Source organism: Sorangium sp. So ce367 (assembly GCF_051520455.1).
In the GTDB taxonomy this organism is placed as follows: domain Bacteria; phylum Myxococcota_A; class Polyangia; order Polyangiales; family Polyangiaceae; genus Sorangium; species Sorangium cellulosum_B.
Genome location: NZ_CP150334.1, coordinates 2,808,209 through 2,831,489, shown reverse-complemented (window position 1 = coordinate 2,831,489; position 23,281 = coordinate 2,808,209). Strand labels below are relative to the sequence as shown.

18 protein-coding genes are annotated in these 23,281 nt (G+C 71.1%); 13 read left to right on the top strand and 5 right to left on the bottom strand.

Annotated features, from left to right (window positions below; translation table 11 throughout):
* Positions 1 to 48 precede the first annotated feature (48 nt).
* On the top strand, positions 49 to 1,431 hold the full coding sequence (locus tag WME97_RS11020) for a TldD/PmbA family protein (protein WP_437551851.1): 1,383 nt from the start codon (positions 49 to 51) through the stop codon (positions 1,429 to 1,431).
* Between the two features lie 241 nt (positions 1,432 to 1,672).
* Here WME97_RS11020 and WME97_RS11015 read toward each other — a convergent pair whose 3' ends face one another.
* Both WME97_RS11015 and WME97_RS11010 read right to left on the bottom strand, forming a co-directional pair.
* Positions 1,673 to 2,302 carry a helix-turn-helix domain-containing protein gene (locus tag WME97_RS11015; protein WP_437551849.1) on the bottom strand — a complete coding sequence of 210 codons (630 nt, stop codon included), beginning with the start codon at positions 2,300 to 2,302 and terminating at the stop codon, positions 1,673 to 1,675.
* Positions 2,303 to 2,501: 199 nt separating this feature from the next.
* Positions 2,502 to 4,103, bottom strand: coding sequence for a lamin tail domain-containing protein (locus WME97_RS11010; RefSeq protein WP_437551847.1), 1,602 nt, complete (start codon positions 4,101 to 4,103; stop codon positions 2,502 to 2,504).
* A gap of 78 nt (positions 4,104 to 4,181) precedes the next feature.
* Here WME97_RS11010 and WME97_RS11005 point away from each other — a divergent pair, with 78 nt between their 5' ends.
* The gene (locus tag WME97_RS11005; RefSeq protein WP_437551845.1) at positions 4,182 to 4,526 is read left to right on the top strand and encodes a helix-turn-helix domain-containing protein; all 345 of its coding nucleotides are present in this window, start codon (positions 4,182 to 4,184) and stop codon (positions 4,524 to 4,526) included.
* Positions 4,527 to 4,568: 42 nt separating this feature from the next.
* On the opposite strand, the gene scpB is transcribed toward WME97_RS11005, so the two are convergent.
* Together scpB and WME97_RS10995 are read right to left on the bottom strand one after the other, a co-directional pair.
* Positions 4,569 to 6,299, bottom strand: coding sequence for an SMC-Scp complex subunit ScpB (gene scpB, locus WME97_RS11000; RefSeq protein ID WP_437551843.1), 1,731 nt, complete (start codon positions 6,297 to 6,299; stop codon positions 4,569 to 4,571).
* Entirely contained in the window at positions 6,286 to 8,106 is a 1,821-nt protein-coding gene (locus tag WME97_RS10995; RefSeq protein WP_437551841.1) for a segregation/condensation protein A, read from the bottom strand. The genes scpB and WME97_RS10995 overlap by 14 nt, the downstream gene beginning before the upstream one ends.
* Before the next feature lie 125 nt (positions 8,107 to 8,231).
* On the opposite strand from WME97_RS10995, the gene WME97_RS10990 reads away from it, so the two are divergent.
* The 4 genes from WME97_RS10990 to WME97_RS10975 all read left to right on the top strand — a co-directional run bounded on the left by WME97_RS10990 (position 8,232) and on the right by WME97_RS10975 (position 13,173).
* Positions 8,232 to 10,568, top strand: coding sequence for a protein kinase domain-containing protein (locus WME97_RS10990; protein WP_437551839.1), 2,337 nt, complete (start codon positions 8,232 to 8,234; stop codon positions 10,566 to 10,568).
* A 34-nt stretch (positions 10,569 to 10,602) separates the two neighbouring features.
* Positions 10,603 to 11,421, top strand: coding sequence for a hypothetical protein (locus WME97_RS10985; protein WP_437551837.1), 819 nt, complete (start codon positions 10,603 to 10,605; stop codon positions 11,419 to 11,421).
* 129 nt (positions 11,422 to 11,550) lie between these two features.
* Positions 11,551 to 12,399 carry a MaoC/PaaZ C-terminal domain-containing protein gene (locus tag WME97_RS10980; RefSeq protein WP_437551835.1) on the top strand — a complete coding sequence of 283 codons (849 nt, stop codon included), beginning with the start codon at positions 11,551 to 11,553 and terminating at the stop codon, positions 12,397 to 12,399.
* 51 nt (positions 12,400 to 12,450) lie between these two features.
* On the top strand, positions 12,451 to 13,173 hold the full coding sequence (locus WME97_RS10975) for a peptidylprolyl isomerase (RefSeq protein WP_437551833.1): 723 nt from the start codon (positions 12,451 to 12,453) through the stop codon (positions 13,171 to 13,173).
* A 71-nt stretch (positions 13,174 to 13,244) separates the two neighbouring features.
* Here WME97_RS10975 and WME97_RS10970 read toward each other — a convergent pair whose 3' ends face one another.
* Positions 13,245 to 14,351, bottom strand: a complete 1,107-nt coding sequence (locus WME97_RS10970; protein ID WP_437551831.1) for a DUF6599 family protein — start codon at positions 14,349 to 14,351, stop codon at positions 13,245 to 13,247.
* Between the two features lie 65 nt (positions 14,352 to 14,416).
* Here WME97_RS10970 and WME97_RS10965 point away from each other — a divergent pair, with 65 nt between their 5' ends.
* From WME97_RS10965 to gcvT, 7 genes are all read left to right on the top strand, one after another.
* Complete coding sequence (locus tag WME97_RS10965) at positions 14,417 to 15,253, top strand: pilus assembly FimT family protein (RefSeq protein ID WP_437551829.1); 837 nt, start codon at positions 14,417 to 14,419, stop codon at positions 15,251 to 15,253.
* Positions 15,250 to 15,855: a type IV pilus modification PilV family protein gene (locus tag WME97_RS10960; RefSeq protein ID WP_437551827.1), complete on the top strand. Its 606-nt coding sequence runs from the start codon at positions 15,250 to 15,252 to the stop codon at positions 15,853 to 15,855. The genes WME97_RS10965 and WME97_RS10960 overlap by 4 nt, the downstream gene beginning before the upstream one ends.
* A complete protein-coding gene (locus WME97_RS10955; RefSeq protein WP_437551825.1) occupies positions 15,852 to 17,210 on the top strand; it encodes a PilW family protein in 1,359 nt (452 codons plus the stop codon). Before WME97_RS10960 ends, WME97_RS10955 begins: the two co-directional genes overlap by 4 nt.
* The gene (locus WME97_RS10950; protein WP_437551823.1) at positions 17,204 to 17,803 is read left to right on the top strand and encodes a hypothetical protein; all 600 of its coding nucleotides are present in this window, start codon (positions 17,204 to 17,206) and stop codon (positions 17,801 to 17,803) included. Before WME97_RS10955 ends, WME97_RS10950 begins: the two co-directional genes overlap by 7 nt.
* 16 nt (positions 17,804 to 17,819) lie before the next feature.
* Positions 17,820 to 21,464: a hypothetical protein gene (locus WME97_RS10945; protein ID WP_437551821.1), complete on the top strand. Its 3,645-nt coding sequence runs from the start codon at positions 17,820 to 17,822 to the stop codon at positions 21,462 to 21,464.
* Positions 21,461 to 22,003 (top strand): hypothetical protein, encoded by a 543-nt coding sequence (locus tag WME97_RS10940; protein WP_437551819.1) that lies wholly within the window; start codon positions 21,461 to 21,463, stop codon positions 22,001 to 22,003. Before WME97_RS10945 ends, WME97_RS10940 begins: the two co-directional genes overlap by 4 nt.
* A gap of 96 nt (positions 22,004 to 22,099) precedes the next feature.
* On the top strand, positions 22,100 to 23,221 hold the full coding sequence (gene gcvT / locus WME97_RS10935; protein WP_437551817.1) for a glycine cleavage system aminomethyltransferase GcvT: 1,122 nt from the start codon (positions 22,100 to 22,102) through the stop codon (positions 23,219 to 23,221).
* Positions 23,222 to 23,281: the final 60 nt, after the last annotated feature.

Below are 23,281 nucleotides of genomic sequence, written 5' to 3'. Positions count from 1 at the left end.
GCGTCACCGCGTTGACGGAGCCAGCCCGCTCCACCACCCTGTCGCCCCATGTCCGAACGAGCCCGCGTGGAGCAGCAGGTCGAGGAACTCATGGAGCTCGCCGAGCAGGTGGTGACGCGCGCCAGGAAGGGCGGCGCCGACGTCGCGGAGGCGATCGCCCGCTCCGGCTCCGAGCTCACCACCAAGGTGCGCCTCGGCGAGCCCGAGCTCGTCGAGGAGGCCGTCCACAAGGGCCTCGGCATGCGGATCATCAAGAAGCAGCGCGTCGCGCTGACCTCGACGTCCGACCTCACGCCCCGCGGCATCGATCGCTTCGTTGCGGACGCGCTCGAGCTCGCCGACATCTCCCAGGAGGACGCGTTCGCCGGCCCCGCCGATCCGGAGCTCATCGCCAAGGGGCCGTTCCCCGCGCTCGATCTCTACGATCCCTCGGGCGGCGAGGTCACGGCCGCGCAGGCGATCGACATCGCGCGCCGAGGCGAGCAGGCCGCGCGCGACGCCGACCCGCGGATCACGAACAGCGAGGGCGCGACGTTCTCGCGGAGCGCGGGCGCCTTCGCCCTCGTCCTGTCCGGCGGGTTCCGCGGCGGCTTCGCCGGCTCGTACGCGCAGCTCGTGGTCTCCCCGATCGCCGATGACAGCGGCGACAAGAAGCGCCGCGGCTTCTACTTCACCGGCCGGCGCCACCTCGCCGACCTGGACGCCCCGGACGCCGTGGGCCGCGAGGCGGCGCGCCGGACGCTGCGCAAGCTCGGCGCCCGCAAGGTGGCGACCTGCGAGGCGCCCGTCGTCTTCGACCCGGACGTCGCCCGGTCGATGCTCGGGTTGCTCGGCTCCTGTATCATGGGCAGCTCGATCTGGCGCAAGTCGAGCTACCTCGTCGGCCGCGAAGGGACGCGCATCGCCAGCGATCTCATCACGGTCGTCGACGACCCGCTGATCCCGCGCGCGCCCGGCTCGCGTCCGTTCGACGGCGAGGGCCTCCTCGCCCGGCGCAACGTCGTGGTCGAGCAAGGCATCCTGAAGACGTACCTCTGCGACAGCTACAGCGGCCGGAAGCTCAAGCGCCCGCCGACCGCCAGCGCCTCGCGCGGCGCTGGCGGCGGCGTCGGGCCGTCCACGTCGAACTTCCTCCTCCAGCCCACGTCCACGCCGGCGGCGGAGATCGTCCGTTCCACGCCGCGCGGGCTGTACGTCACCGAGATGATGGGCTTCGGCTTCAACGCCGTGACCGGCGACTTTTCCCGGGGTGCGTCCGGCTTCTGGATCGAGAATGGAGAGCTCGACCATCCGGTGAGCGAGGTAACCATCTCACTCAACCTTGACGAGCTCTTGCAGCGGATCGACGCCGTCGGGGACGATCTGGATCTCCGGACGTCGACGTGCTCACCGACGTTCCGGGTCTCCTCCATGACCATCGCTGGAAGCTGAAGCGCCTCCGTCCGAGGAGCCGTGCTCCTCGGGCGCGTCTTTCTCCAGGAGACTCCGAAGCGGACTCGACAGCAGGGTTGCGAGCGACCCATCAACCGGCCCCTGGTTGTGCTGCAGGAGGGGGTTCTGACCTCAGCGGCTCGCTCTGCAGTGCTGCGGCTCCTGGCGGAGCCTCCTCGGGCGCGACCGGCCGTCCTAGCCCAGCCTCTTCTGCTGGGCGTAGGACGGCCGGGGCCCTGGCTCAGCGCGAGGACCCGCCTGCGGCGAGGCTCCGCGGCGGCTCTTCCGACGCCGGACCGCTCGCCGCCTGGAGGGGCGCCGCCGTCTGCGCGGCCGCTTCGGGCACGAGGAAGCCCTTCAGCTGCTGCGCGTCGCTCCGGCCGATCCTGCCGACGAACGACGGCAGGCTGATCGGCTCATCTGACAAGGCGACGAAGGTCCCCTGCGAGTTCGCTCGGTGGAGCGCCTCGAAGAGAGAGGGGACGTCCACGTCGCTGGACACCGCCCGCACGTCGACGATGTACACGTCCGCGGGGTCCGCCCCCGCGAAGATCAGCGCGTCATACGGGTGGCTCGCGTGCCGGATGGGCACGCCTTCCCCGAGGGCTCGCGCCACGTGGGCCATCGTATCCTTGGTGCCGATGGCCATCATCGACTTGGAGGTCGCCTTGGCGAGCTCCCTGGGCACCGAATAGCCCCATGCACGGAGGAACTCGGCCACGTCCGCCGCCTTGAAGCGCAAGTGTCTCCCCGGCGTACGGAAATGGGCAATCCTCCCCCGATCTACCCAGTTATGGATTGTCTTCAAGTCGACCTCGCACAAGGCTGCGAGGTCCGATGCCGTCAACAGCTTTTCACGAACACCAGCCATCGCCGAACTCCACGCGAAAGGCACCTGCCGCACAGCTCGCGTTCACAGCGCGGCAGCGTCTCCTCAGGTGGCGGCCCCCCCACCCGTCTGTCTACTCGATTGAAACCTAGCTCTCATAGACGGGTCCGTCACCCGCTTTGCTCGAATTTTCTCGGCCCCATGGCGAGTTCGCCCCGCGCGGAGGCAAACTCCCCATCCTTCAGGGGATCTCCTGGTTCATTATGTTCACGCGACCGGGCGTCGGCCAGCTGGTCGCGAAGGAGCCAGCCGAGCCGTCTGGAGCGCGCGGAGCGACGCGGGCCAGGCTCATTCCCGGCTTTGGCACGGGCGCGGCGGGCGACCTGGACAAGACAGCACCTCCTCGATCCTTCAATTTGAGCGGTTCTCCCGAGTTCGACAGCCCGTGGCTGCCAAGTTTGGGAACGCGGAGAAGAAGCGTCTCGGGAGGAGGCGGAGGGTCGAGCTCATCATCAGAAACGTAGTCCTCGTTGACGACCAGAGCGTACGCGCCGGGCATGAACGAAATAGGGGGCAATTCGGTCTCACCACCCACATCGGCGAGTACAACCCCTGTGAGCTCAGCAGGGACGTCTCCGTCATTGTAGAGCTCGACCCACTCCTGCCCTGGCTCTGGCCCGGCGGGGTTCGCCAGCACCTCGTTGATGATCACATGGGGCATGGGCGCGAGCGTCATGGCCGAGAACGTCCGGCGCTCCACGACCCCGGCGTTGTCGACGGTCGCAATGGCGAGCTCCACGGGGCTCAAGGGCGGCAGGGGAGCGAGGACGAACGGCTCGCCCGGCGGTACCGCGAGGACCTCGTCGAACCCCGTGCCCGCGATCGCCCAGAGCAGCGGCGCATCCGCCGAACGAACGAGGATCCGATCGTCGGCGACCTGAGCACAGCCCGGCCCGAGCGCGAGCTCGTCCGGCGCACACGCCGCTGCGATGGCGGGAAGCGGATCAGATTCCAGCATGAACGGACGCGGATCGAGGCTCACTGCCGCCGGCTCGCCCGATAGCGCGACGGGAGGCCCCACGAGGCGCACGCCGTCGGCCTCGGGCGGCGCCGTGGCGGTTGGCTCCCCTTCGAAGCGCAGGCAGCGCGCGCCGATGTCGTCGACAGCGCCGCGGCGCAGCTCGCCCGCCGGTCCGCCAGGCGCGAGTGTCGCTGCGGCGACCACCTCCGGGAGGGGCGCGTCGCCGCACCACACCCCCAGGCCGAGGGTCGCGCCGGCGTCCGGCGGCGGCCAGAGCCGTGAGAGCACGGGCGGTGAGCCCTCCGTGGCGATCTGGATGTGGTGCGAGAACACAGGGCTGCCGCTCGCGATGGCGTAGGTCTCCCCGGGAGCGAGCGGGGCGAGCGGCGCCACGGTCAGCGAGAGGTCGCCAGGGGGAGTCCCGTTCAGCCAGGCGATCGAGGGGACGACGCGCTCCGACAGCGCCGTCGACAGCTCGCCTCGCTCTATCTGCCGGAGGTGCGCCGCGCTGAGCTTGCCGCGGACGACCAGCGCACGGGCGGGATCGACGCTCCCGAGAGCGGCGCCGTGGAGGAGCACCCGCGCCCGCAGCACCGGAGGCGCGGCGTCCAGCGGCGCGGCGGGATCGAGCTGGAGCTCGGGGCCCGCGTCTGCGGGGCCGGCGACCTCGGCGTCCTCTTCGTCACCGCCTTCATCGAGTTGCGGGGGAACGACGAGCTCCGGCGCGCAGGACAGGGGTGAGGCCACGAGCGGCGTGAGCGCGAGCGCAAGCGGCAGCGCGCGGAGGGTCCACGAGGGGCGAATCGGGCAACGATGGGTCATGACGCGGAGTTCGGCGGGAGCTCGCTGCCGGTTGCTCGACGTCGCTTTCTTTTTTCGAGGCCGCTACGCTCGCCCCGCATGGCCCCCGAGGACATCAAGAAGCTCCGGCAGGAGCTCGGCTGCACGGCCCGCGAGCTCGCCGGAGCGCTGGGCATCGAGCAGGAGACCGTGCTCGCGTGGGAGCACGGAGATCTCTTTCCCACGAAGCGCTTCGTGGGAATGATGGAGGAGCTGCGACGAAAAGGTCCGGAGGCGATCCCCCGCAAGAAGAGGAGACAGGTCGCTGCCTCGCCGCTCCAGCTGCTCGCCGATCCCGAGCTCTGGCGGCTCTTCCGCAAGCTCCTCGCCCACCCCGAGCTGAGGAGCGCCGCATCGAAGCTGGCCGAGGCCTATCCGGATCCGACGGATGCTCCACCGCCGTGAGCGACGGGGCGACGCGCTGGACGTTCAGACAAGGGTGAACGTTCAGTCCTCGTCATCTTCGTCGTCCTCCTCGTCTTCGTCATCGTCTTCGTCCTCATCATCTTCGTCGTCCTCCTCGTCTTCGTCGTCTTCGTCCTCGTCCTCCTCATCTTCGTCGTCTTCGTCCTCGTCCTCGTCGCCTTCGTCGTCTTCGTCCTCGTCCTCGTCCCCGTCGTCTTCGTCCTCGTCGCCTTCCTCGTCGTCCTCGTCGTCCTCGTCGTCCTCGTCGTCGTCCTCGTCGCGCGGTTCCTCCGCGACGTCGTTGGCGTGCTGGAAAGCGTCCTTTTCAGCAGGCTCATCAAGCGCTGCGTCCGCTCCCACGACAGAGATCTCCTCAGACATTTCGGCTTCCCTTGCTTCCATCGCGACCTCTCCCTCCCGCGGCGCAGCAGACGACGCGCCGACGTCTTCCGATAGGTTCTCGCCCGCACTGGCGACGCTCGTCCGGAGCGATCCCTCCGCGCCGGCGAAGCTCTCCTGTCCCGGCGTCACCCCCCCCGTCTCGGGCGGCTCTTCGCCGAGCTCACGCTCATAGGCACGGCGCGACTCCTCGGTCAGCTCGGTGAACTCACGCAGGGTGGGCAGCTCGCCGAGCGCCTTCAGGCCGAAGAACTCGAGGAACTGCGCCGTCGTGCCGTACAGCATCGGGCGCCCAGGCTCGTCCTTCTTGCCCAGGATCCTCACGAGATCACGCTCCAGGAGCGACTTGAGCGCCGCGCCGGAATCCACACCGCGGATCTCGTCGATCTCGGGCCTCGTGATCGGTTGCCGGTACGCGACGATCGCGAGCGTCTCGGTCTGGGCGCGAGACATCTTGACCGGCTTCTGCTCTGTCACCTCGCGAACGAAGGGCGCAAATGCGGGGCTCGTTCGAAAGACGTACCCTCCGGCGACCTCGTCCAGCCGAAATCCTCGTCCGTCGTACTCTGCGACGAGCTCGGCCAGCAACTCTCGCACGACGCGGTGCTCTGCGTTCGCCGAACGCGCGAGATCACGCGCCGGCACCGGTCGCTCCGCCACGAAGATGAGCGCTTCCAACACTCCCTTCAGGTGCTTGCGCGCGACGGCAGAGAGCCCGGGCACCGTGGTTGCGCTCCGGACAGGAACGTCGGCGCGGCGCGCCGGATGACCGAGCTGGTCCCATGCGCCAGCGCGGAAGCGAGCGACCGGATCTTGCCGTGTCCCTTTCGGTGCACGTGGCTCCTTCTTCCCGCCCCTCGACCGCTTCGTTCCGCCGAGCCATGCATGCGCCGCCGCCCGCAGCCGTGCCGGCGTGGCCTGTGCGCTCGCCTTGGCCGGCGTGCCCTGCGCTGCCGTCTTCGGTGCACGCGGCTCCTTCTTCCCGCCCCTCGGCCGCTTCGTTCCGCCGAGCCATGTGTGCGCCGCCGCCCTCAGCCGCGCCGGCGTCGCCTGCGCGCTCGCCTTGGCCGGCGTGCCCTGCGCTGCCGTCTTCGGTGCACGCGGCTCCTTCTTCCCGCCCCTCGGCCGCTTCGTTCCGCCGAGCCATGCGTGCGCCGCCGCCCGCAGCCGCGCCGGCGTCGCCTGCGCGCTCGCCTTGGCCGGCGTGCCCTGCCCTGCCGTCTTCGGTGTCCGCGGCTCCTTCTTCCCGCCCCTCGGCCGCTTCGTTTCGCCGAGCCATGCGTGCGCCGCCGCCCGCAGCCGCGCCGAAGCGCCCTGACCTGTCGTCGTCTTTGCTATGCGCCGCCGCTTCGCCGCGGCATCAGCCACCGTCACGGCCACTCCCCGCGTCTACCTCATCCACCTCTGTCGGCGGCGCTGCGAAGGCCTCAGCGGTCGAGTGCGCGTTCGGGCCCACCACCGCATCGCGCTCCGCCTCATCCGGAGCCGGACCGGCATCGGCTTCCGCCGCGTCCACCGCAGGCTCGCCCCCGGCGGCGTCGTGCGCACGACTCGCCTCCTCCGCCATCCCGGGAAGCTCCGTCCCCGATACTTCGCCGCTCGACTCCTCAGCTGGCTCGGCCAGCTCCGAGCTCGTCGGTTCGCCGGTCGGTGACTCCGCGTCCTCTGCCAGGTCCGCGTCACCCGCCTCGACGTTCCTCTCTTCCACGGGCTCCACCAGCTCCGACCACGCCGGTTCGCTGCTCGACGCCTCCGCAGCCTCCGGTTCTATCTCCGCGACGCTGACGTCCTCCACCTGCTCCACAGGCTCGGCCGGCTCCGGCCACGCCGGTTCGCTGCTCGACGCCTCCGCTGCTTCCGCAGGCTCCGGTTCTGCCTCCGCGACGCTGACGTCCTCCACCTGCTCCACAGGCTCGATCAGCTCCGACCACGCCGGTTCGCTGCTCGACGCCTCCGCAGGCTCCGGTTCTGCCTCCGCGACGCTGGTGTCGTCCTCCACCTGCTCCGCGGGCTCGACCGGCTCCAGGCTCTCCGGTGCGCCGCTCGGCGCCCCCGCGAGCTCCGATTCCGACAGTTCTCCGCGCGCCTGCTCGATCGGCTCGACGAGCTCCGGACCAGGCGGCTCGCTTCGCCCTACCTCGACCGCCTCCGCGACCTCGCTCTCAGCGGCAGAAGGCGGCGCTCCTACCTCCTCGCTCCCCGCCGTCTCGATCCGCTCCGCCACTGGCGCGACGTCCTCGAATCCGTCATCCGCCACCGGCGCGCCATCGGCTACCGCGAGCTGGATGTGAATGGGCGCCAGCGAGTCCGTCTGATGGACCCGGATGAGCCTCAGCTTGCACATCTCGAGCACAGCCAGGAACGTGATGACGACCTCGAAGCGAGGGATCACTCCCCCCTTCGAGACGCTGTCGAGCAGCAGATCCTCGAACCGCATGGCGCGCCGCGCCGAGAGCTTCTCCGTGAGCTCGACGATGCGATCCGTGATGCTGATGCGATCGAAGACGACCTCATGATCAATCTGGACGTTCGTCCGCTTCAGCACGCGCTCGAAGGCGTCCAGCAGGCTGAAGATGGCCGTCTGCGCGAACGGAGCCGGGCCCTTCGGCACCTCGCTCTCGCTCATGCCGCGCGTGAACACGTCGCGCCCGAGCGTCCCGCGCTCGGCCAGGTCGGCCGCGGCGACCTTGTACTTCTGGTACTCCAGGAGCCGCCGGACGAGCTCCTCCCGCGGATCCTCCTCCTCACCCGGCATCCCGTCGTCGTCCTGCCCCGCAGGCACGCTCGGCAGGAGCATCTTCGACTTGATGTGCGTCAGCGTCGCCGCCATCACGAGGTACTCGCTCGCGAGGTCGATCGAGAGCGAGCGCATGATCTTCAGGTACTCGAGGTATTTTTCCGTGACGAAGCTCACGGGGATGTCGAGGATGTCGAGCTCGTGCTGCTGGATGAGGTGCAGCAGCAGGTCGAGCGGCCCCTCGAACGAGGGAAGCGTGACGACGTACTCGCCCTCGCGCGGCCCTGCATCGGCCCCCGGCGAGGCGACCTCCCGGGGCGGCGAGGCGGCCTCCCGGGCCAGCGAGGCGGCGGCCTGGCGCGCGGCGGGCGCAGGGGCGGCGCCCGCGTTGCCGCGCCCCTTGCCGCTGCGCGCCCGTGCTGCACCCGCCTTGGAACCGCTCACGCCGCGACCGTAGTCGCAAGGCGCCGGTCGGTCCACGTCCGAGCGTCCTCGGGCGCCGCGGCGCGCCGAAACGCCGCTCCGTCCGAGAATTTATGGCGGGAGCGGTGCTAGGATCAGCGCCGTCGATGGAGCCGTCCCCCGCGAAGAGCTGCCCCTCGTGCGGCGAGCGCTACGACGCGGGCGTTCTCTACTGCCCGCGCGACGGCACCCCGCTCGCGAGCTCGCGCAAGAGCCCCACGTTCGGCGCCGCGGAGCGCGACCCGTACGTGGGCATCACGCTCGGGGGGCAGATCCAGACCCGCCACCTCATCGGCATCGGCTCGATGGGCCGCGTCTACCGCGCTTTCCAGGCCGGGATCGAGCGCGACGTGGCCGTGAAGATCCTCCACCGCGAGCTCAGCAGCAACGCCGAGCTCGTGAGCCGCTTCCACCGCGAGGCCAAGATCTCGAGCCGGCTCGTCCACCCGAACGTCGTCCAGGTCCTCATGACCGGGAGCGTGCCCCCCACGGCCGACCCCCGGATCGGCGGGGAGCTCTACCTCGTCATGGAGCACCTCGACGGCATCTCGCTGCTCTCCGCGCTCGCCGCGGCAGGGGCAGGCGGCGAGAGCGAGGCGCTGCCGCTCCCGAGGGCGCTCCACATCGCCCTCCAGGTGTGCGACGCGGTCGGCGAGGCGCACGCGCAGGGCATCGTCCACCGGGATCTCAAGCCCGAGAACATCATGCTCGTCCGCCGCGGCGAGGACCCGGATTACGTGAAGGTGCTCGACTTCGGCATCGCCCGCCTCGACTGGGCCGACAAGGCGATGACCACCCAGGCGGGGCTCATCTTCGGGACCGCCAAGTACATCTCGCCCGAAGGCGCCGAAGGGCAGCGGGTCGGTCCGCCGGCGGACGTCTACTCCATCGCGACGATGCTGTACCAGTGCCTCGCGGGGCGCGCCCCGTTCGAGGGCGACTCGCCCGTCGCGCTCCTGGTCCAGCACACGCACGCCCCGCCGGCGGACCTGCGCAGCATCGCGCGCTCCAGCTACGTGCCCGAGCCCATCGCGCGGATCGTGATGCAGAACCTCGCCAAGAAGCCGTCGGACCGGGCCCCCGACGCGCGCGCCCTCGGCCGCGACCTCGCCCTCGCCGTCCGGGCGAGCGGGCTCGACCCCGATGAGATCGCCGCCCAGCCCGGGCTCCTGCGCGCTAGCGCGGTCATGAAGCTGGCCTCGAAGTCGCGCACCAAATCGCTCGACCTCTCCCCCGCGCTCGCGGCCCAGATCGGCGGCATCGCCGCGCCGACGCTCGAGAGCGCCCACATCGGCGACCTCGATCCCCGCCTCCCGGGGGGCGAGGCAGCGCGCTACAGCGACCCCGCGTCGCACCGCCGCGAGAGCGACCCCACGTTGCATCGCCGCGAGGAGGAGCGCTCCTCCTCCAGCGGCGTCGAGCGCGCTTCGTCCAGCTCGATGAGCTCGGCGCCCTCCTGGACAACGCCGCTCGCAGCGTCGTCCCAGGCCGAGCGGCCGTCGAGCGGCGCGCGGTTCGGCGGCGCGCTCGCCGAACCGGTGGAGCGCCTCGACGCCGGAGCGCGCGCATCGTGGAGCGCCGATCGCCACGGCGGCGCGGCGGACGAGCCCGCGCGCACGGCGATCGGCCTCGGCATCGATCCCATGCGCGACGCCGCGCCCGTCCCGTCGACCATGCAAGGCGTCGAGTCCGCGGCGCGGCCGCTCCCCCGTCGAGCGATGATCGCGCGCGCGACCGCCCTGCTCGCGTGCGCCAGCGCGGTGGGGTTCGTCGTGTTCCTCGGCGGGCGGCACCTCGGCGCCTTCGGGGGGCCGGCCGCGCGCGACACCCTCGAAGCACACATCGAGCGCGCGCGCGACTGCATGGGCAGGCACGCCTGGGACACCCCGCCCCGCGAGAACGTCAAGGAGATCGTCTCGCAGGCGCTCGCGCGGTGGCCAGGAGACGCGCGCCTCGCCGAGCTCCGCCGCGAGTCGTCCGAGCGCATCGTCGCCGACGCCCTCGGGCGGAAATACGCCGGCGACAGGGCCGGCGCCATCCGGCTGGCGAAGCTCGCGCTCGAGCTGCAGCCGGCCCTCACCACCGCCCAGCACCTCGTCGCCGAGCTCTCCGGCGGCCCGCCGGGCGCCGCCCCGGCGCCGCCACCCCAGGTCGCTCCACAGAGCTCGGGGCCGCAGGCCGCAGGCGCCGACCGCAGGTCTGCGCCGCGCCGCCCCGCGGCGGCCGAGGTCCGCGGCGCTCCCCAGGGCCAGTCGCCGGCGCCCGTCCCCCGGGGCGCACCGGCCCCGTCCCCGACGCCGGGCGGCGCGGGTTCGCCCCACAGCACAGGCGCCGCCTCGCCGCCGGCCAGCGCCGCACCTGCGCCGGTCCTTCCGCCCTCGCCGCCGCCGCTGCCCACGGACGCCGCCTCGCCGCTCCCCTCGTCGACCGGTCCTTGGTTATAATCCAGAGAAGGTGAGTCCAGGCGGCCGGTACCCGATGTCGCAAGCGCCCGCCAACGCCCGCGCCGGGCAGGGCGGCCGAGCAGCGCTGGTGGGGCGAGGCAGCGCGCGAGCGACGAGCGTGCGCTCGCGCGGCGCCGCGTGCGCCGCCGCGCTCGCCGCGCTCCTGATCTCCGCCCCCGGCCGGGCCGACGAGAGCAGGGCCGCCCGCCGCGCCGTCGCCGCGCGCGAGCGCGGTTTCCCCTACACCATGGTGGAGGTGAGCAGCGGCGTGATGACGCTCCCGGGCGCCGACGTCTGCCCCGTCTCGCTGGCTCCGGGCGCCTGCGAGCAGGGCGAGACGAGCGTCTCCCTCGGCATCCACAACCTCTACCGCTTTCGCGACATCGGCTTCGGCGCAGGCATCTTCTGGGCGGCGACGCTGACCTCCGACGCCGCGCGCGGCGCGCGCGGCCTCGAGCGCGATCACGCGCGCAGCTACTTCATGCTCGACGGGCTGTTTCGCTACTACGCCCTCCGCATCCGCAGCTCGGAGTGGTGGGCCGGCGTGACGGTCGGCGGCGTCGTCGTCAACGACTCGTGGTCGGTCGAGGCCGATCGCAACCCGTACTCGGACACGGCGTACGTCGGGCCCAGGGCGGCGACGATCGGCACCGAAGGTGTCGCCGCGGGGCTCGCGATCGGCGGCGACTGGGCCTTCGCCGACAACTGGAGCGTCGGGAGCCACATCCGCTACTCGAGCTGGTTCCTCCCCGAGCATCGCAAGGTCTCCCCGACCGGCGATCTCGCCTCGCTCTCCGAGCGCGTCGACATGTTCAACATCGGCGTCCTGATCGCGTACCGCCTGGCGCTCTGACGCCGCGCCAGGCGCCGCCTGCGGCGCCTCACGCCCTGACGCCGCGCTCCGCTCGGCGGGCGGCAGTTGACGCGACATCGCCAGGTCGGTACGCCTGCGCGGCCGTTTCCATCCTGCGAGGAGCCCCCGATGCCGCTGAATCTCTCGAAGGTCGGCTACACGACCCAGCCCAGCGCGTTCACCTTCAACTGGAAGACCCTGGCCACCTACGCGCTCGGGATCGGCGCCAAGCGCGAGGAGCTCGAGTACCTGTACGAGGGCACGCCGGGAGGCATGAAGGTCTACCCCACGTTCGGCGTGATCCCCTCCCAGGGGACCGTGTTCGAGGCGCTCGAGGTGGCCGGGGCCGAGCTGGCGCTCATCGTCCACGGAGGGCAGACGCTCCGGGTGCACCGCCCGCTCCCGACGAGCGGGACGCTGTTCACGACCGCGACGCTGGCGGCCATCTACGACCTCAAGAAGTTCGCGCAGGTCATCGTCGAGACGAAGACCACGCTCAACGACGAGCCGCTCTTCGACACGGTGTGGTCGATCATCGTGCGCGGCGTCGGTGGCTTCGGCGGGCCGCGCCCGCCGCACGCCGAGTCGGAGGCCCCCGTGCCGAAGGACCGCGAGCCCGACTGGGTCGTCGAGCAGGCGACGGCGCCCGAGCAGGCGCTTCTGTACCGGCTCTCGGGCGACGAGAACCCGCTGCACGCCGATCCGGAGGTCGCAGCGAAGGCGAGCTTCACGCAGGGCCCCATCCTGCACGGCCTCTGCACGTACGGCTTCGCGGCGCGCGCGATCATCCAGAAGGCGGCGGGCGGCGACGCGAGCCGGCTGCGGGCGTACGGCGCGCAGTTCCGCAAGCCGGTGTGGCCGGGCGACACCCTCATCACGCGGGGCTGGGCGCTGGCCGGCGGCAAGGTCGCGGTGGTCACCTCTGTCAAGGAACGCCCCGATCCGGTGCTCACGAGCGCGTGGGCGGAGATCGGCTGACGGCCGGCGTGGTCGCGTGCTAAGGGCCGAGGCCCGGATCGGGGAAGCGTTATGAGCAAGACGAGCGAGAAGGACAGGGCCAAGGACGACGAGGACCTCGACGACGAGGCCGGGTCGACCGACGAAGGCAACGACGACGGCGAGGAGGAAGAGGCGAAGGCCACCGCGGCCCGCGGCCGTGGACACGGCCACGCGCACGACGACGACGACGACGCGGAGGACGACGGCGCCGAGCCGGAAGATCCGTACTGGTGGGCGCCGCACGCCGTGCTCAGCGCGCTCGTGCTGATCGGGCTCCTCGGCTTCTTCGGCATGTTCAACAAGACGCCGCTCGCCCGCCTCGCGGCCCCCGTCGCCCCGGCGCCCGACGAGCACGAGCACGCCACCGCCGCCGCTCCGCCGCCCGCTCCCACGCCCCGCCCGGCGCAGTCGGCGCAGGCGCCGAGGGAGATGTTCGGCGCGAAGCACCTGCTCGTCATGTACAAGGGGAGCCGCCGAGCGCCCCCGACCATCGAGCGCACGAAGGACGAAGCCAAGGCCCGCGCGACCGAGGCCATGACGAAGGCCAAGGCCGATCCGAGCAAGTTCGCGGACGTCGTGAAGGAGTACTCGGACGAGCCGGGGGCGGACAAGCGCGGCGGGGACCTCGGCAAGTTCCCGAAGGGCGCGATGGTCCCGGAGTTCCAGGCGGGCCTCGAGAAGATCAAGGTCGGCCAGGTGAGCGACCTCGTCGAGACGGCGTTCGGCTACCACGTCATCCTCCGCACGCAGTGAGCGCGCGGCGCCGCCGGGTCCGCGGCGCCGCAGCGTCGCGAGCCCGGGCGGCTCGACCCCTCCCGCCGTGGTCAGCGCGCCGGAGCGCTGACGAGCTTCTTCAGCCTCGCCGTCTTCTCTTCCTTGGTCAGCGTCAGCTTGGCGTGCTCGTCGGCCGTCATGCCGTTGCGGAGCACGCGGGCCTCGTCGCCGATGCCGTAGACGGTCTTGTCGGCGCGCGCGAACACCCACTCGGTCGCGGAGCCCTCGCCGTCCTTGTTCATGAGGCGCACCGACCCGTCGCCGATGCCCTTCTCCCTGGCCGCGCCCGGCAGCTTCGCCAGCGTCGACAGCACGTCCTTGGCCTGGTCGACGTCGTCGCGCACGATCGCGACCACCCGGTAGCGCTTGTCGACCTCCTTGTAGTAGCCGAACGCGCCGGGCCCGGCGCCATCCACCCCGAGCACGTCCTTGGTCTCGTAGCGGATCCCGAGCTGGATCATGTTGTCCCTGGGCAGCGCCGCCGCGGCAGGCGGCAGCGACGGCTCGCCGGGCAGCTTCGCGCCCATCTCCTTCACGAGCCCAGGCAGGACCTTCTCGCTCGACGACTTGAGCGCCGCCTCGGCCAGCGCCTCGTCGTTGTAGGTGATCTCGGCGAGGTACTGCCCGCGCCAGAGGTACGCGTTCCCGACCCCCATCGCGGCCGCGCCGCCCCCCTCGATCGCGCGGGGCGTCGCCTCGTCGGCGGGGTCACCGTCGCCCACGGTGCGCTTCGTGAACATCCCGTAAGCGCCCTCCGTGGATCCGAATTTCGAGAGGTGGACGTCGACGGTCGCGGAGCCGCCCTCGCCGCTCACGTACCGCGCCTCGACCACCCGCCGCACGCCGAATCCCTTGTAGATCTCGCACTCCCCGTCGAACATGTCGCAGATGCTGTCGAGCGGCAGGGGCGCCGATTCGCCGAACGTCTTCTCCCCGCCGTTCGGGTCGAGGCAGAACCCGCCCGTCGTGCGCGGGAAGAACGGCGCGCTCGCCGCGTCGCTGATCGTCCCTCCGCCGCCAGCGCAGGCGGCCGGCTTCGCGGCCGGCGGAGGCGGCGGCGGCGCGCCGAGGGGCTCTTCCTTCTTGCTGCAGCCCGAAGACAGCGCGGCCACGAGCGCGCCGGCGAGCAGCGCGCAGCTCCACGCACGGGAGCGCAACGGCCTCCCGGGGCACGCGCGCGTCGCGCGAGTCGCGCGCATCGCAGCTGACACGCTGTGGTCCAATGGGCCTCTCGGTGAACACCTTTCGGGCGGGAATCGCATGGCATGTTCGCCTTGCACCTTTTTTCATAGCGCCGCAATCGTTAGCGCCCGCGGCGAATCGCTTTGAGAGATTCACCATGAAGTTCAATGACTTAGCGCAACCCATCGAGGGCATGCGGCTTGCCTTTGCCGATCCTTTGGTGCGCCCTCCCTCCTGTTCGCGACCTCCTCCTCGTGATTCCGATCGACCGCGGGCCTGCTCTCCGGGGCAGCGCGCGCTGCGCCGCCGTGGCGCGCGCGGCTTCACCCTGCCGGAGCTGCTCGCGGTGGTGGTCCTCATCGGCATCCTGGCCGCCGCGGCGTCGCCGAGCTTCGTGAGCGGCATGCGCGATCGCCGCGTGAACCGCACCGCGATGGAGATCAGCGGCATCTACCGGCTCGCGCGCTACCAGGCGATCGGGCGCGGGGCGGCGGTCCTCGTGCGGTGGACCGCCTCGACAGGCGCGTTCCAGGTGCGGCAGGCGCACGTCGACAACATCGCCGCCGGCGCTCTGATCGCGACGAGCTGCCTCAGCGTCGCCAACTGGCTGGACCCGGCCCAGACCGAGTCGGTCACGACGCTCCAGACCCTGGGCATCGAGCTGGCGGCGATGCAGCTGCTCGATCCCACCGGCGTGGCGCAGGGCGACGCCGACGTCTGCTTCACGCCGCGGGGGCGTACGTTCGTCCGCTACGACCCCGCCGGGGCGTTCGCGCCGCTGCTCGGCGCGCTCCGGGTGAACGTGACCAACACAAGGACCGGCCTCCAGCGCTCGGTCTTCGTCCCGCCGAACGGCGTCGCGAGGCTCGGGCTGTGAGCGCGGCGCGTGCGAGGAGGGCGGCGAGCCGCGGCTACACGCTCATCGAGGTCATGGCGGCGCTCGGCGTGCTCGCGATCGGCGCCACCGGGGTGCTCGCGCTGCAGAAGGCGACGCTCATCAGCAACACGAACGCGCGCAACCTCACGATCGCCAACAGCATCGCCATGACCTGGGCAGAGCGGCTGCGGGTGGACGCGCTCCAGTGGAACGATCCGATGCGGGTGCCCGACATCAGCAGCGACACCGACTGGCTCGCGCTCAGCGCCACCTCCCCGTTCCCCGCGAAGGTGACCCCCACGGAGATCGCGGCGCTCGGGTCGCCGAGCGCCGACGTGCTCGGGGCCGACATCTACCCGGGCGACACGTCGGCGTCCGCGTTCTGCACGCACGTGCGCTTCCGCCAGTTCACCGATCCCGTGTCGGGCACGCCGATCTGGGAAAGCCTCCTCCGCGCCGAGATCCGCGTCGTCTGGGAGCGCAACGGGGACCCGATCAACTGCGGGATCCTCCCGCTCGACGTCGACGCGGACCCGGGGCGCTTCGGCGCGGTCTACCTGACGACCGGCGTGCTCCGGAACACGAGCGAGGACAGGCGATGACGACGAGCCGACGCACCACCCGCACGCGCGCGCGCGCCTCAGGACAGCGAGCCTTCACGCTCGTGGAGCTGCTCGTGGCGATGGCGGCCGGCCTCGTCGTGTCGCTGGCGGCCTTCCTGCTCTCGAAGAACGCGACGCGCTTCTTCCAGAACGAGGCGAGGGCCTCCGCCTCGCACCTCGCGGCGACGCTCGGGCTGAACCGGCTGACCGCGGACCTGCAGCGCGCGGCCTATCTCTCGTCGCCCAACATCCTCGATGACCCGGAGGTCTGTCAGGTCCCGGCCTCGCCGGTCGGCCTGCGGCGCCTCGCCGGGATCTCGATCCTGCGTCAAGGGTCGGAGTTCCTCCATGGAGCGGAGCTCAACCAGAGCTCGGTGGCCAACGACCTGCATCCTGACTCGATCATCATCGGCGGCAGCTTGAACAGCACCGAGCTGTTCGAGTTCAGGAAGATCAGCGATGAGTCGGGCGACTGGGTCGTCGAGCTCAACCCGAACAGCTCCGCCGTGCAGCGCACGCTCGCGCGCGCGCAGGGCGGCGGGCAGAGCCTGACCCAGATCTTCGCGCCTCACCGCTTCCTGCGCATCATGGTCCGCGGTCAGGAGAAGTTCCTGTATGGCGTCATCGATCAGGTCAACGTGATCGGCAACCCGCCCACCCAGATCGAGATCACGCTGAGGGCGGATCCCGGCCTGCCGACGCTTGTCGGGCTCGCCGATTGCGGCGTGACCCCCGGCGGCTCCACCGGCGACGGAGGATGGGTGAACGTCGTCTCCCGCGTCCGCTACGACATCCGGAGCCTCGTCGGCAAGGGGACGGCCTACGACGCTCTCGTGGCGCCCATTTCGACGGACCTCGGGACGCTCACCGGCGACAACGGCCGCACAGAGCTCGTGCGGGTCGAGCTCGACGAAGAGGATCAGGAGATCCCGGGCACGCTCGAGCTCATCGCGGAGTACGCCGTCGATCTGAAGTTCGGGATCTCCGTCGCGCAGGAGAGCACCGTCCCTGGAGTGACCAACCCGCAGATCACGCGGTTTCCCATCATGGCGACCGACAACGCGCTCGTGTACACCAACGCCGCCGCGAACGACCAGCCAGGGGCCAATCCGGAGCGCGTGCGGTCGGTCCAGGTCCGGCTCTCGACCCGCACCCGGGCGCCCGATCGCGACGTCGGCCTCCCCGTCCCCGTGGCCCCGGATGGCCGCAGGCTCAGGTTCCTGATCCCCGGCATCGCCGCGGGCGCCAACACCTATGGGAACACGGCGCCCTCCGGATCGCCGCCGGTCTACGCCCGGATGCGCACGCTCTACGCCGACATCGCGCTCCCCAACCAGGCCTACGTCCCATGGTGAACACAAGCATCGCCCGGTCCCGACGGCGCTCCCGCGAGCGGGGCGCCGCCGTCTTCATCGTCGTGCTGGTCATCACGATGCTCACCGCGATCGGCCTGTTCGCGGCCCACGCGGCCACGCTGTCGACCATCGCCAGCGGCCACGAGCGCCGGATGACGCAGACCCACTATCTCACCGAGTACGCGATGCAGCTCGCGATCGCCGAGATCGAGCAGAAGGGAGGTTTGGAGATGATCCCCAGGTCGACGAGCTGCTCGGTCATCACCGACGAGTGCTGGCCGCTCTTGCCGCACACGTTCAACGCGGCAGAAGAGCTCCTGGAGCCGCCCGCGGCCGGCCCGCCGGAGACGCCCGGGAGCCTTGGTCGCGCCGACGTCCAGTGGATCGCCAAGGTGGAGATCACGGATAAGATAAGGCCTGCGATAGGGAACCGCGCCGGCAGCGACATGGGCGGCCCGAACCCGGTGAGCGTCGATTACTGCACGGTCACCATGAGCGCGCGGCTCATCGCCTGGCCCGGCGGCTCCGCCATCGCGACGGCGGGCAGCCAGGAATCCATGTCCGTCGTTGCCGATATCCTCTGCTCGAAGTGACGAACCGGAGCGCACGATGCGAAACCTGACGAAGGTCCTTGTCACCATGAGCTCCGCGGCGACGGTCGGCCTCGTCGCGGGGCGCGCACGCGCGCAGGCCATGGATGTGGAGCCGCCGCTGCCCAACGTGCTCTTGCTCGTCGACACGTCGGGCTCGATGGAGAAGACGGTGGCGGGCGGGGAGCCGGACTGCAACCCGGGCACTCCCCCCGCCTCCGAGGCCCTGAAGAGCCGCTGGATGAAGCTCGTCGAGTCGCTCACGGGCCCGATCCAGGACTTCAGCTGCGTCGCGCAGCCCCGCACGAGCAGCGCGTTCGTCAACGAGTTCAGCCTCGGGGGAGAGCCGCCCTACGACAGGAACTACTACATCCCGTTCCATCGCATGATCTCGGGCCACTGCACGAAGGGCCCGGGGGCGACCTACGATCTGGTGGGCGAGCATCGCTGGGACAACGCGGCCACTCCCTGTACGACGCCGTTCACGCAGATCAACTCCGGCTTGCTCGACGTCTATCAGGACCGGATCCGGTTCGGGCTCATGACGTTCGACACGCTCCCCGACCCGAGCACCGGGCTCCTCTCCGGCGCCCCCGATCCCGTGGGCGGCATGGCGGGGATGTGGAGCTACTTCATCGGGTTCGAGCCCGGCCCAGGACTCTCGGCGCGGGGCAACCCGCCCGCCTGCGCTCCCGCGGACATGGAGGTCGGCGCCAGGAACCCGTCCGCGCCGCTCTGGGAAGGGCCGCTCATCCCCTTCCCGACCTACACGGCGGACACCACCGAGATCCGCAGCGTGAACGAGAGCATCCAGAACGCGCTCATCGCGGTGCGCCCCTACGGCGCGACGCCGCTCGCCGGGATGCTGTCGGACGCGCGCAACTACATCCTGAACGACGCCTCGAACTGGAAGGGTCGGCCGCTCGGGCCGCGCGACGATCCGTACATCAGCGGCGGCTGCCGCAAGACGTCGATCGTGCTCATCTCCGACGGCGAGCCGAACCTCGACCTGCGCCCGACCTGCGCGCAGGACTCCGGCCCCGGCCCCGAAGGGACGGGCTGTCCGTACGAGGAGCCGCACGTCCTCGCCCAGTCGCTCAACTCCCACGTCACCCCGGCCCGGCGTGTGTCGACGTATACCGTCGGGTTCGGCCTTACCACCCAGGCGCGGCAGGAGCTCAGCGATCCGACGTTCAATTGCTCGACGATCTCCAGCGCTGATTTCCTGCCCGCCGGGCGCTGCGACAACGCCGCTGGCGCGGTCAAGGCGTGCTGCACGCTCGCGCGCATCGCCATCGAGGGCGGGACCGACCGCGGCTATTTCCCGGACGACGCGAACGAGCTCTCCGCGGTGATGTCGCGGATCTTCGCGCAGATCGCCGCGAACTCGACGAGCCGCACCCTCCCCGTCTTCGCCAACGCGACCGCGACCGCGAACAACGGCAGCACCGACGAGGGGGTCGCCTTCCAGTTCGCCTCCTCGTTCAGCCCGCCGCCGGACGGCTCGCTTTGGAGCGGCAACCTCGAGCGCAAGCGCTTCGTCTGCGAGGCCGTGAGCGGCGTCATGACGACGCAGCTGAAGGACATCGACCCCGGCAAGGGCGATGACTTCGCGGCCAACATCAACTCGAACATCGGGCAGCCGCGGCGGTTCTTCACCGTGATCGGCGAGCTGGACACCACCGCGCAGCGCATCTGGTCGAGCCGGAGCATCCGCCCCGCCGACGTCGCCACGGACGGGCTGGGCAGCTACACGGGCACGATGACCAACAGCGGCACGCTCGTGCAGGGGTCGATCTTCGCGAACGCTCTCTCCAGCGCGTCCCGCGCGCTCGACCTCGATCCCAGCGCGCCCGTCCCGCCGCAGTGCTCGGGCGGGCTGCAGGCGACCAACGCCGCGGACTGCGCCCGGCGCCTCATCGAGTGGGAGGTCGGCGAGGCGATGCCGTCGGGCATCGCCTCCCGCGACGGCAACGAGCTCGGCAGCATCTATCACTCCACGCCGGTCGTCGTGGGGCCGCCGAACGACCTCATCCCCGACGAGTCCTACCGGGCCTTCGCGGAGCACCCCGATCAGAAGAACCGGCCGCTCGTGCTCTATACGGCGACGACCGACGGGCAGCTGCACGCCTTCCAGGTGGCCGCGGCGACCGCGTCGGACCCGCTCAAGGTGGACAAGGTCGAGAACAACGAGCTCTGGTCGTTCCTGCCGCCTCACGTGCTCCCCCGGCTGCTCGCGACGTTCAACCAGCAATCGCAGCTGCTCGACGGCGCGCCCGTCGTGAAGAACGTCGTCTTCGAGCGCACGTCGGCGCAGGTGAGCAGCGCCAACGCGACCTGGAACACCGTGCTCCTCGCCAGCGGCGGCGCGGGCGGCAGCTTCTACTACGCGCTCGACGTGACGAACCCCCGCGATCCGCGGTTCCTCTGGCAGCTCTCCACGGACGGCAGCGGCGCCCCGCTGTTCGGCGAGGCGACGCCGACGCCGGCGATCGGCATGGTGGAGATGGAGTCCGGCGGCCAGATCAAGGAGATCGCTGTCGCCATCCTGCCCGGCGGCTCTGCTCCGCTCGATACGAGCCAGCCCGCGTGCAACCGGAAGAACACGGCGCACCCGCTCTTCTATCCGACGAGCACCCTGGCGGTCCGGGACTCTGTCCGGTGCTGGGGCAGCGCGGGCACGGGCGGCCCCGTCGGCCCGGCGCGCTCGCTCACGATCGTCCGGCTGGACACGGGCGAGATCCTCCGCACGTTCCGCGGCCTCCCCTCCGAGGCCCCGGCCGGGATCGCCTCGCGGACCACGGAGGTCGACTTCGACTCGCCGATCACCGGCGTGCCCGTGCCGTTCCCGGCGGGCGTCGGCGAGGTCGCCGAGCGCATCTACGTCGGCGACGCCGACGGGACGCTCTGGCGCGTCAGCCTGACGAGCACCGACCCGGACGAGTGGACCGTGGACCTCGCCTGGGACGCGTACTCGTTCCCGACCGACACCGCGGCGAGCAGCCAGCCGATCCAGACGACGCCGATCGTGAGCACCGATCCGCTCGGCAACAAGGTCATCCTGTTCTCCACCGGCGATCAGGAGGCGTTCACGGCGAGCGGCGCCATCGAGACGCGGGTCTGGTCGATCACCGAGCGACCGCACAACACCAGCCTCCGCTTCAGCGAGAACTGGGTCGTCCCCTTCACGGGCGGCGAGCGCGTGACCGGGCCCATCTCCCTCTTCAACGGCTGCGCGTACTTCGCGACGTTCACGCCCGTCGCGCCCGGGACCTACACGTGCGCGGACGGGCGCGGCACGATCTGGGGCGTCGACTACCTGCTCGGCAACACGGACTCGCCCGCGCTCCCGAACGGCTGCCTCGTCGTCGATCCGCTCGCGCCTCCGGAGCGCTTCGAGCTGCAGTCGCCGGGCACCATCGTCTTCGGCGTGGCCGTGACCCAGAAGCCGACGTGCGTGGATACGGAGAACTACACCGATCCGTATTTCGGCCCGCAGACGATCGTCCGGCAGTCCACCCCGCCCGAGTACCAGCTCGTGTTCCACACCGGCGCCGCGGGCGACGCGGACGCCCAGGGGGGCGCGACGCGAACGAGCACGAGGACGCTGCAGCGGCCGCGCAAGGTCGTTAAGATCGACTCGTGGGCCACCCTCATCGAATGACGCGAGCCAGCCTGTCGCGCGCCGCCGGCGCGCTCGCCGCGCTCGTCGCGTGCGCTTCGGCCGCGCCCGCCTGCCGCAGCGACGCCAGCGCGCCGGCGCCGGCGCCGCAGGCGAGCGAGGCCGCGGCCCCGAAGCCGCCGGTCGATCAGGCGCTGCCGGGCGAGCTCGCCGAGGGGGCCGAGCAGGCGTTCGGCCTGCCCATCCCGCGCCGCATGAAGGTGCGCGCGCGCTTCGCCGATGCCGTCTTCGCCGTCGGGGAAATACCTGCCGAGCGGGTGGCGAACTACGTGCGCACGCGCGTCCTCGCAGGAAATGTCGAGACCGGGCCTGCGAAGACGATCTTCTCGCGCGCCACCGTGAAGAGCGCGCCGCAGCGGATGATCCGGATCGAGGTCGTCTCTCGCGCGCACATCTCGGAGCTCGTCGTCCGCGACGAGACCCGGGCCCCTGCGGAGCAGGGCCTGTCGGTCGAGGAGCGCTGGCGCCGCAGCGGGCTCACGCCGGACGGCAAGGTGATTGATCCCACCCGCCTCGAGTGAGCGCGGCGGCGGCGGCCTCGACCTCCAGCGCCGCAGGGGCCGCCGCGCCAGTCGGCGCCAGTCGACATCTCCGACCTTTCGAAGTAGATCGCGGCCGTGTCGACCAAGCCGCTCCCCACCGCTCCGCTCCGAAGGACGCCGCTCTACGACGAGCACATCAAGCTCGGCGGCCGCATGGTCCCGTTCGCCGGCTGGGAGATGCCGGTCCAGTACAAAGGCGTCACCGAAGAGCACAAGGCGGTGCGCTCCGCCGCCGGGCTGTTCGACGTCTCGCACATGGGCGAGATCATCCTGAGCGGCGAGCACTCCGGACAGGTGATCGACTACCTCGTCACGAACGACGTGAAGAAGCTGGAGGACGGACACGCGCTCTACACGTGCGCGTGCAACGAGGCCGGAACGATCCTCGACGACCTCATCGTGTACCGGATCGACGCGCGGCAGTGGCTCATCGTCTGCAACGCGTCGAACCGCGACAAGATCGCCGCCCACATCCGGGGCGCGGCGCAGGGCCACTGCAGCTTCGAGGACGCGTCGGATCGCACGGCGATGATGGCGCTCCAGGGGCCGAAGGCGCTCGACATCGTCGCGCTCACGGGCGGCGACGGCCCCGCGCTGCGCGAGCTCGCGCCGTTCCACTTCCGCGACGCGACGCTCGCCAACGTGCGCTGCACCGTGGCCCGCACCGGCTACACCGGCGAGGACGGCATCGAGATCTTCTGCTCGCCGTCCGACGCGCAGCGGCTCTGGCGCGCGCTCGTCGAGCTCGGCGGTCCGCTCGGCCTCGAGGCGACGGGCCTCGGCGCGCGCGACACGCTCCGCCTGGAGGCGCGCCTGTCGCTGTACGGCAACGACATCGACGAGACGACGAACCCCATCGAGGCGGGCCTCGGCTGGGTGGTGAAGCTCGACAAGGGCGATTTCGTGGGGCGCGCCGCGCTCCAGCGCATCAAGGACGAGGGCCCCGCGCGCAAGCTGGTCGGCTTCGAGATGATGGGGCGCGGCATCGCGCGCCACGGCTACCCGCTGCTCGACCCGAGCGGCGCGAAGGTCGGCGTCTGCACGAGCGGCAGCCCGGGGCCGACCGTCGGCAAGAACATCGGGCTCGGCTACCTGCCGGCGCCGATGGCGGCGGTAGGGACCGCCTTCCAGGTGGACTGCCGCGGGCGCTCGGTCGAGGCGGTCGTGGTCAAGACCCCGTTCTACAAGCGGGCCTGACCCGCGCCGCGGCGAGCCGATCCGAGCGGCCGCGCGCGGCGACCAGAGATCCAGGTTGGC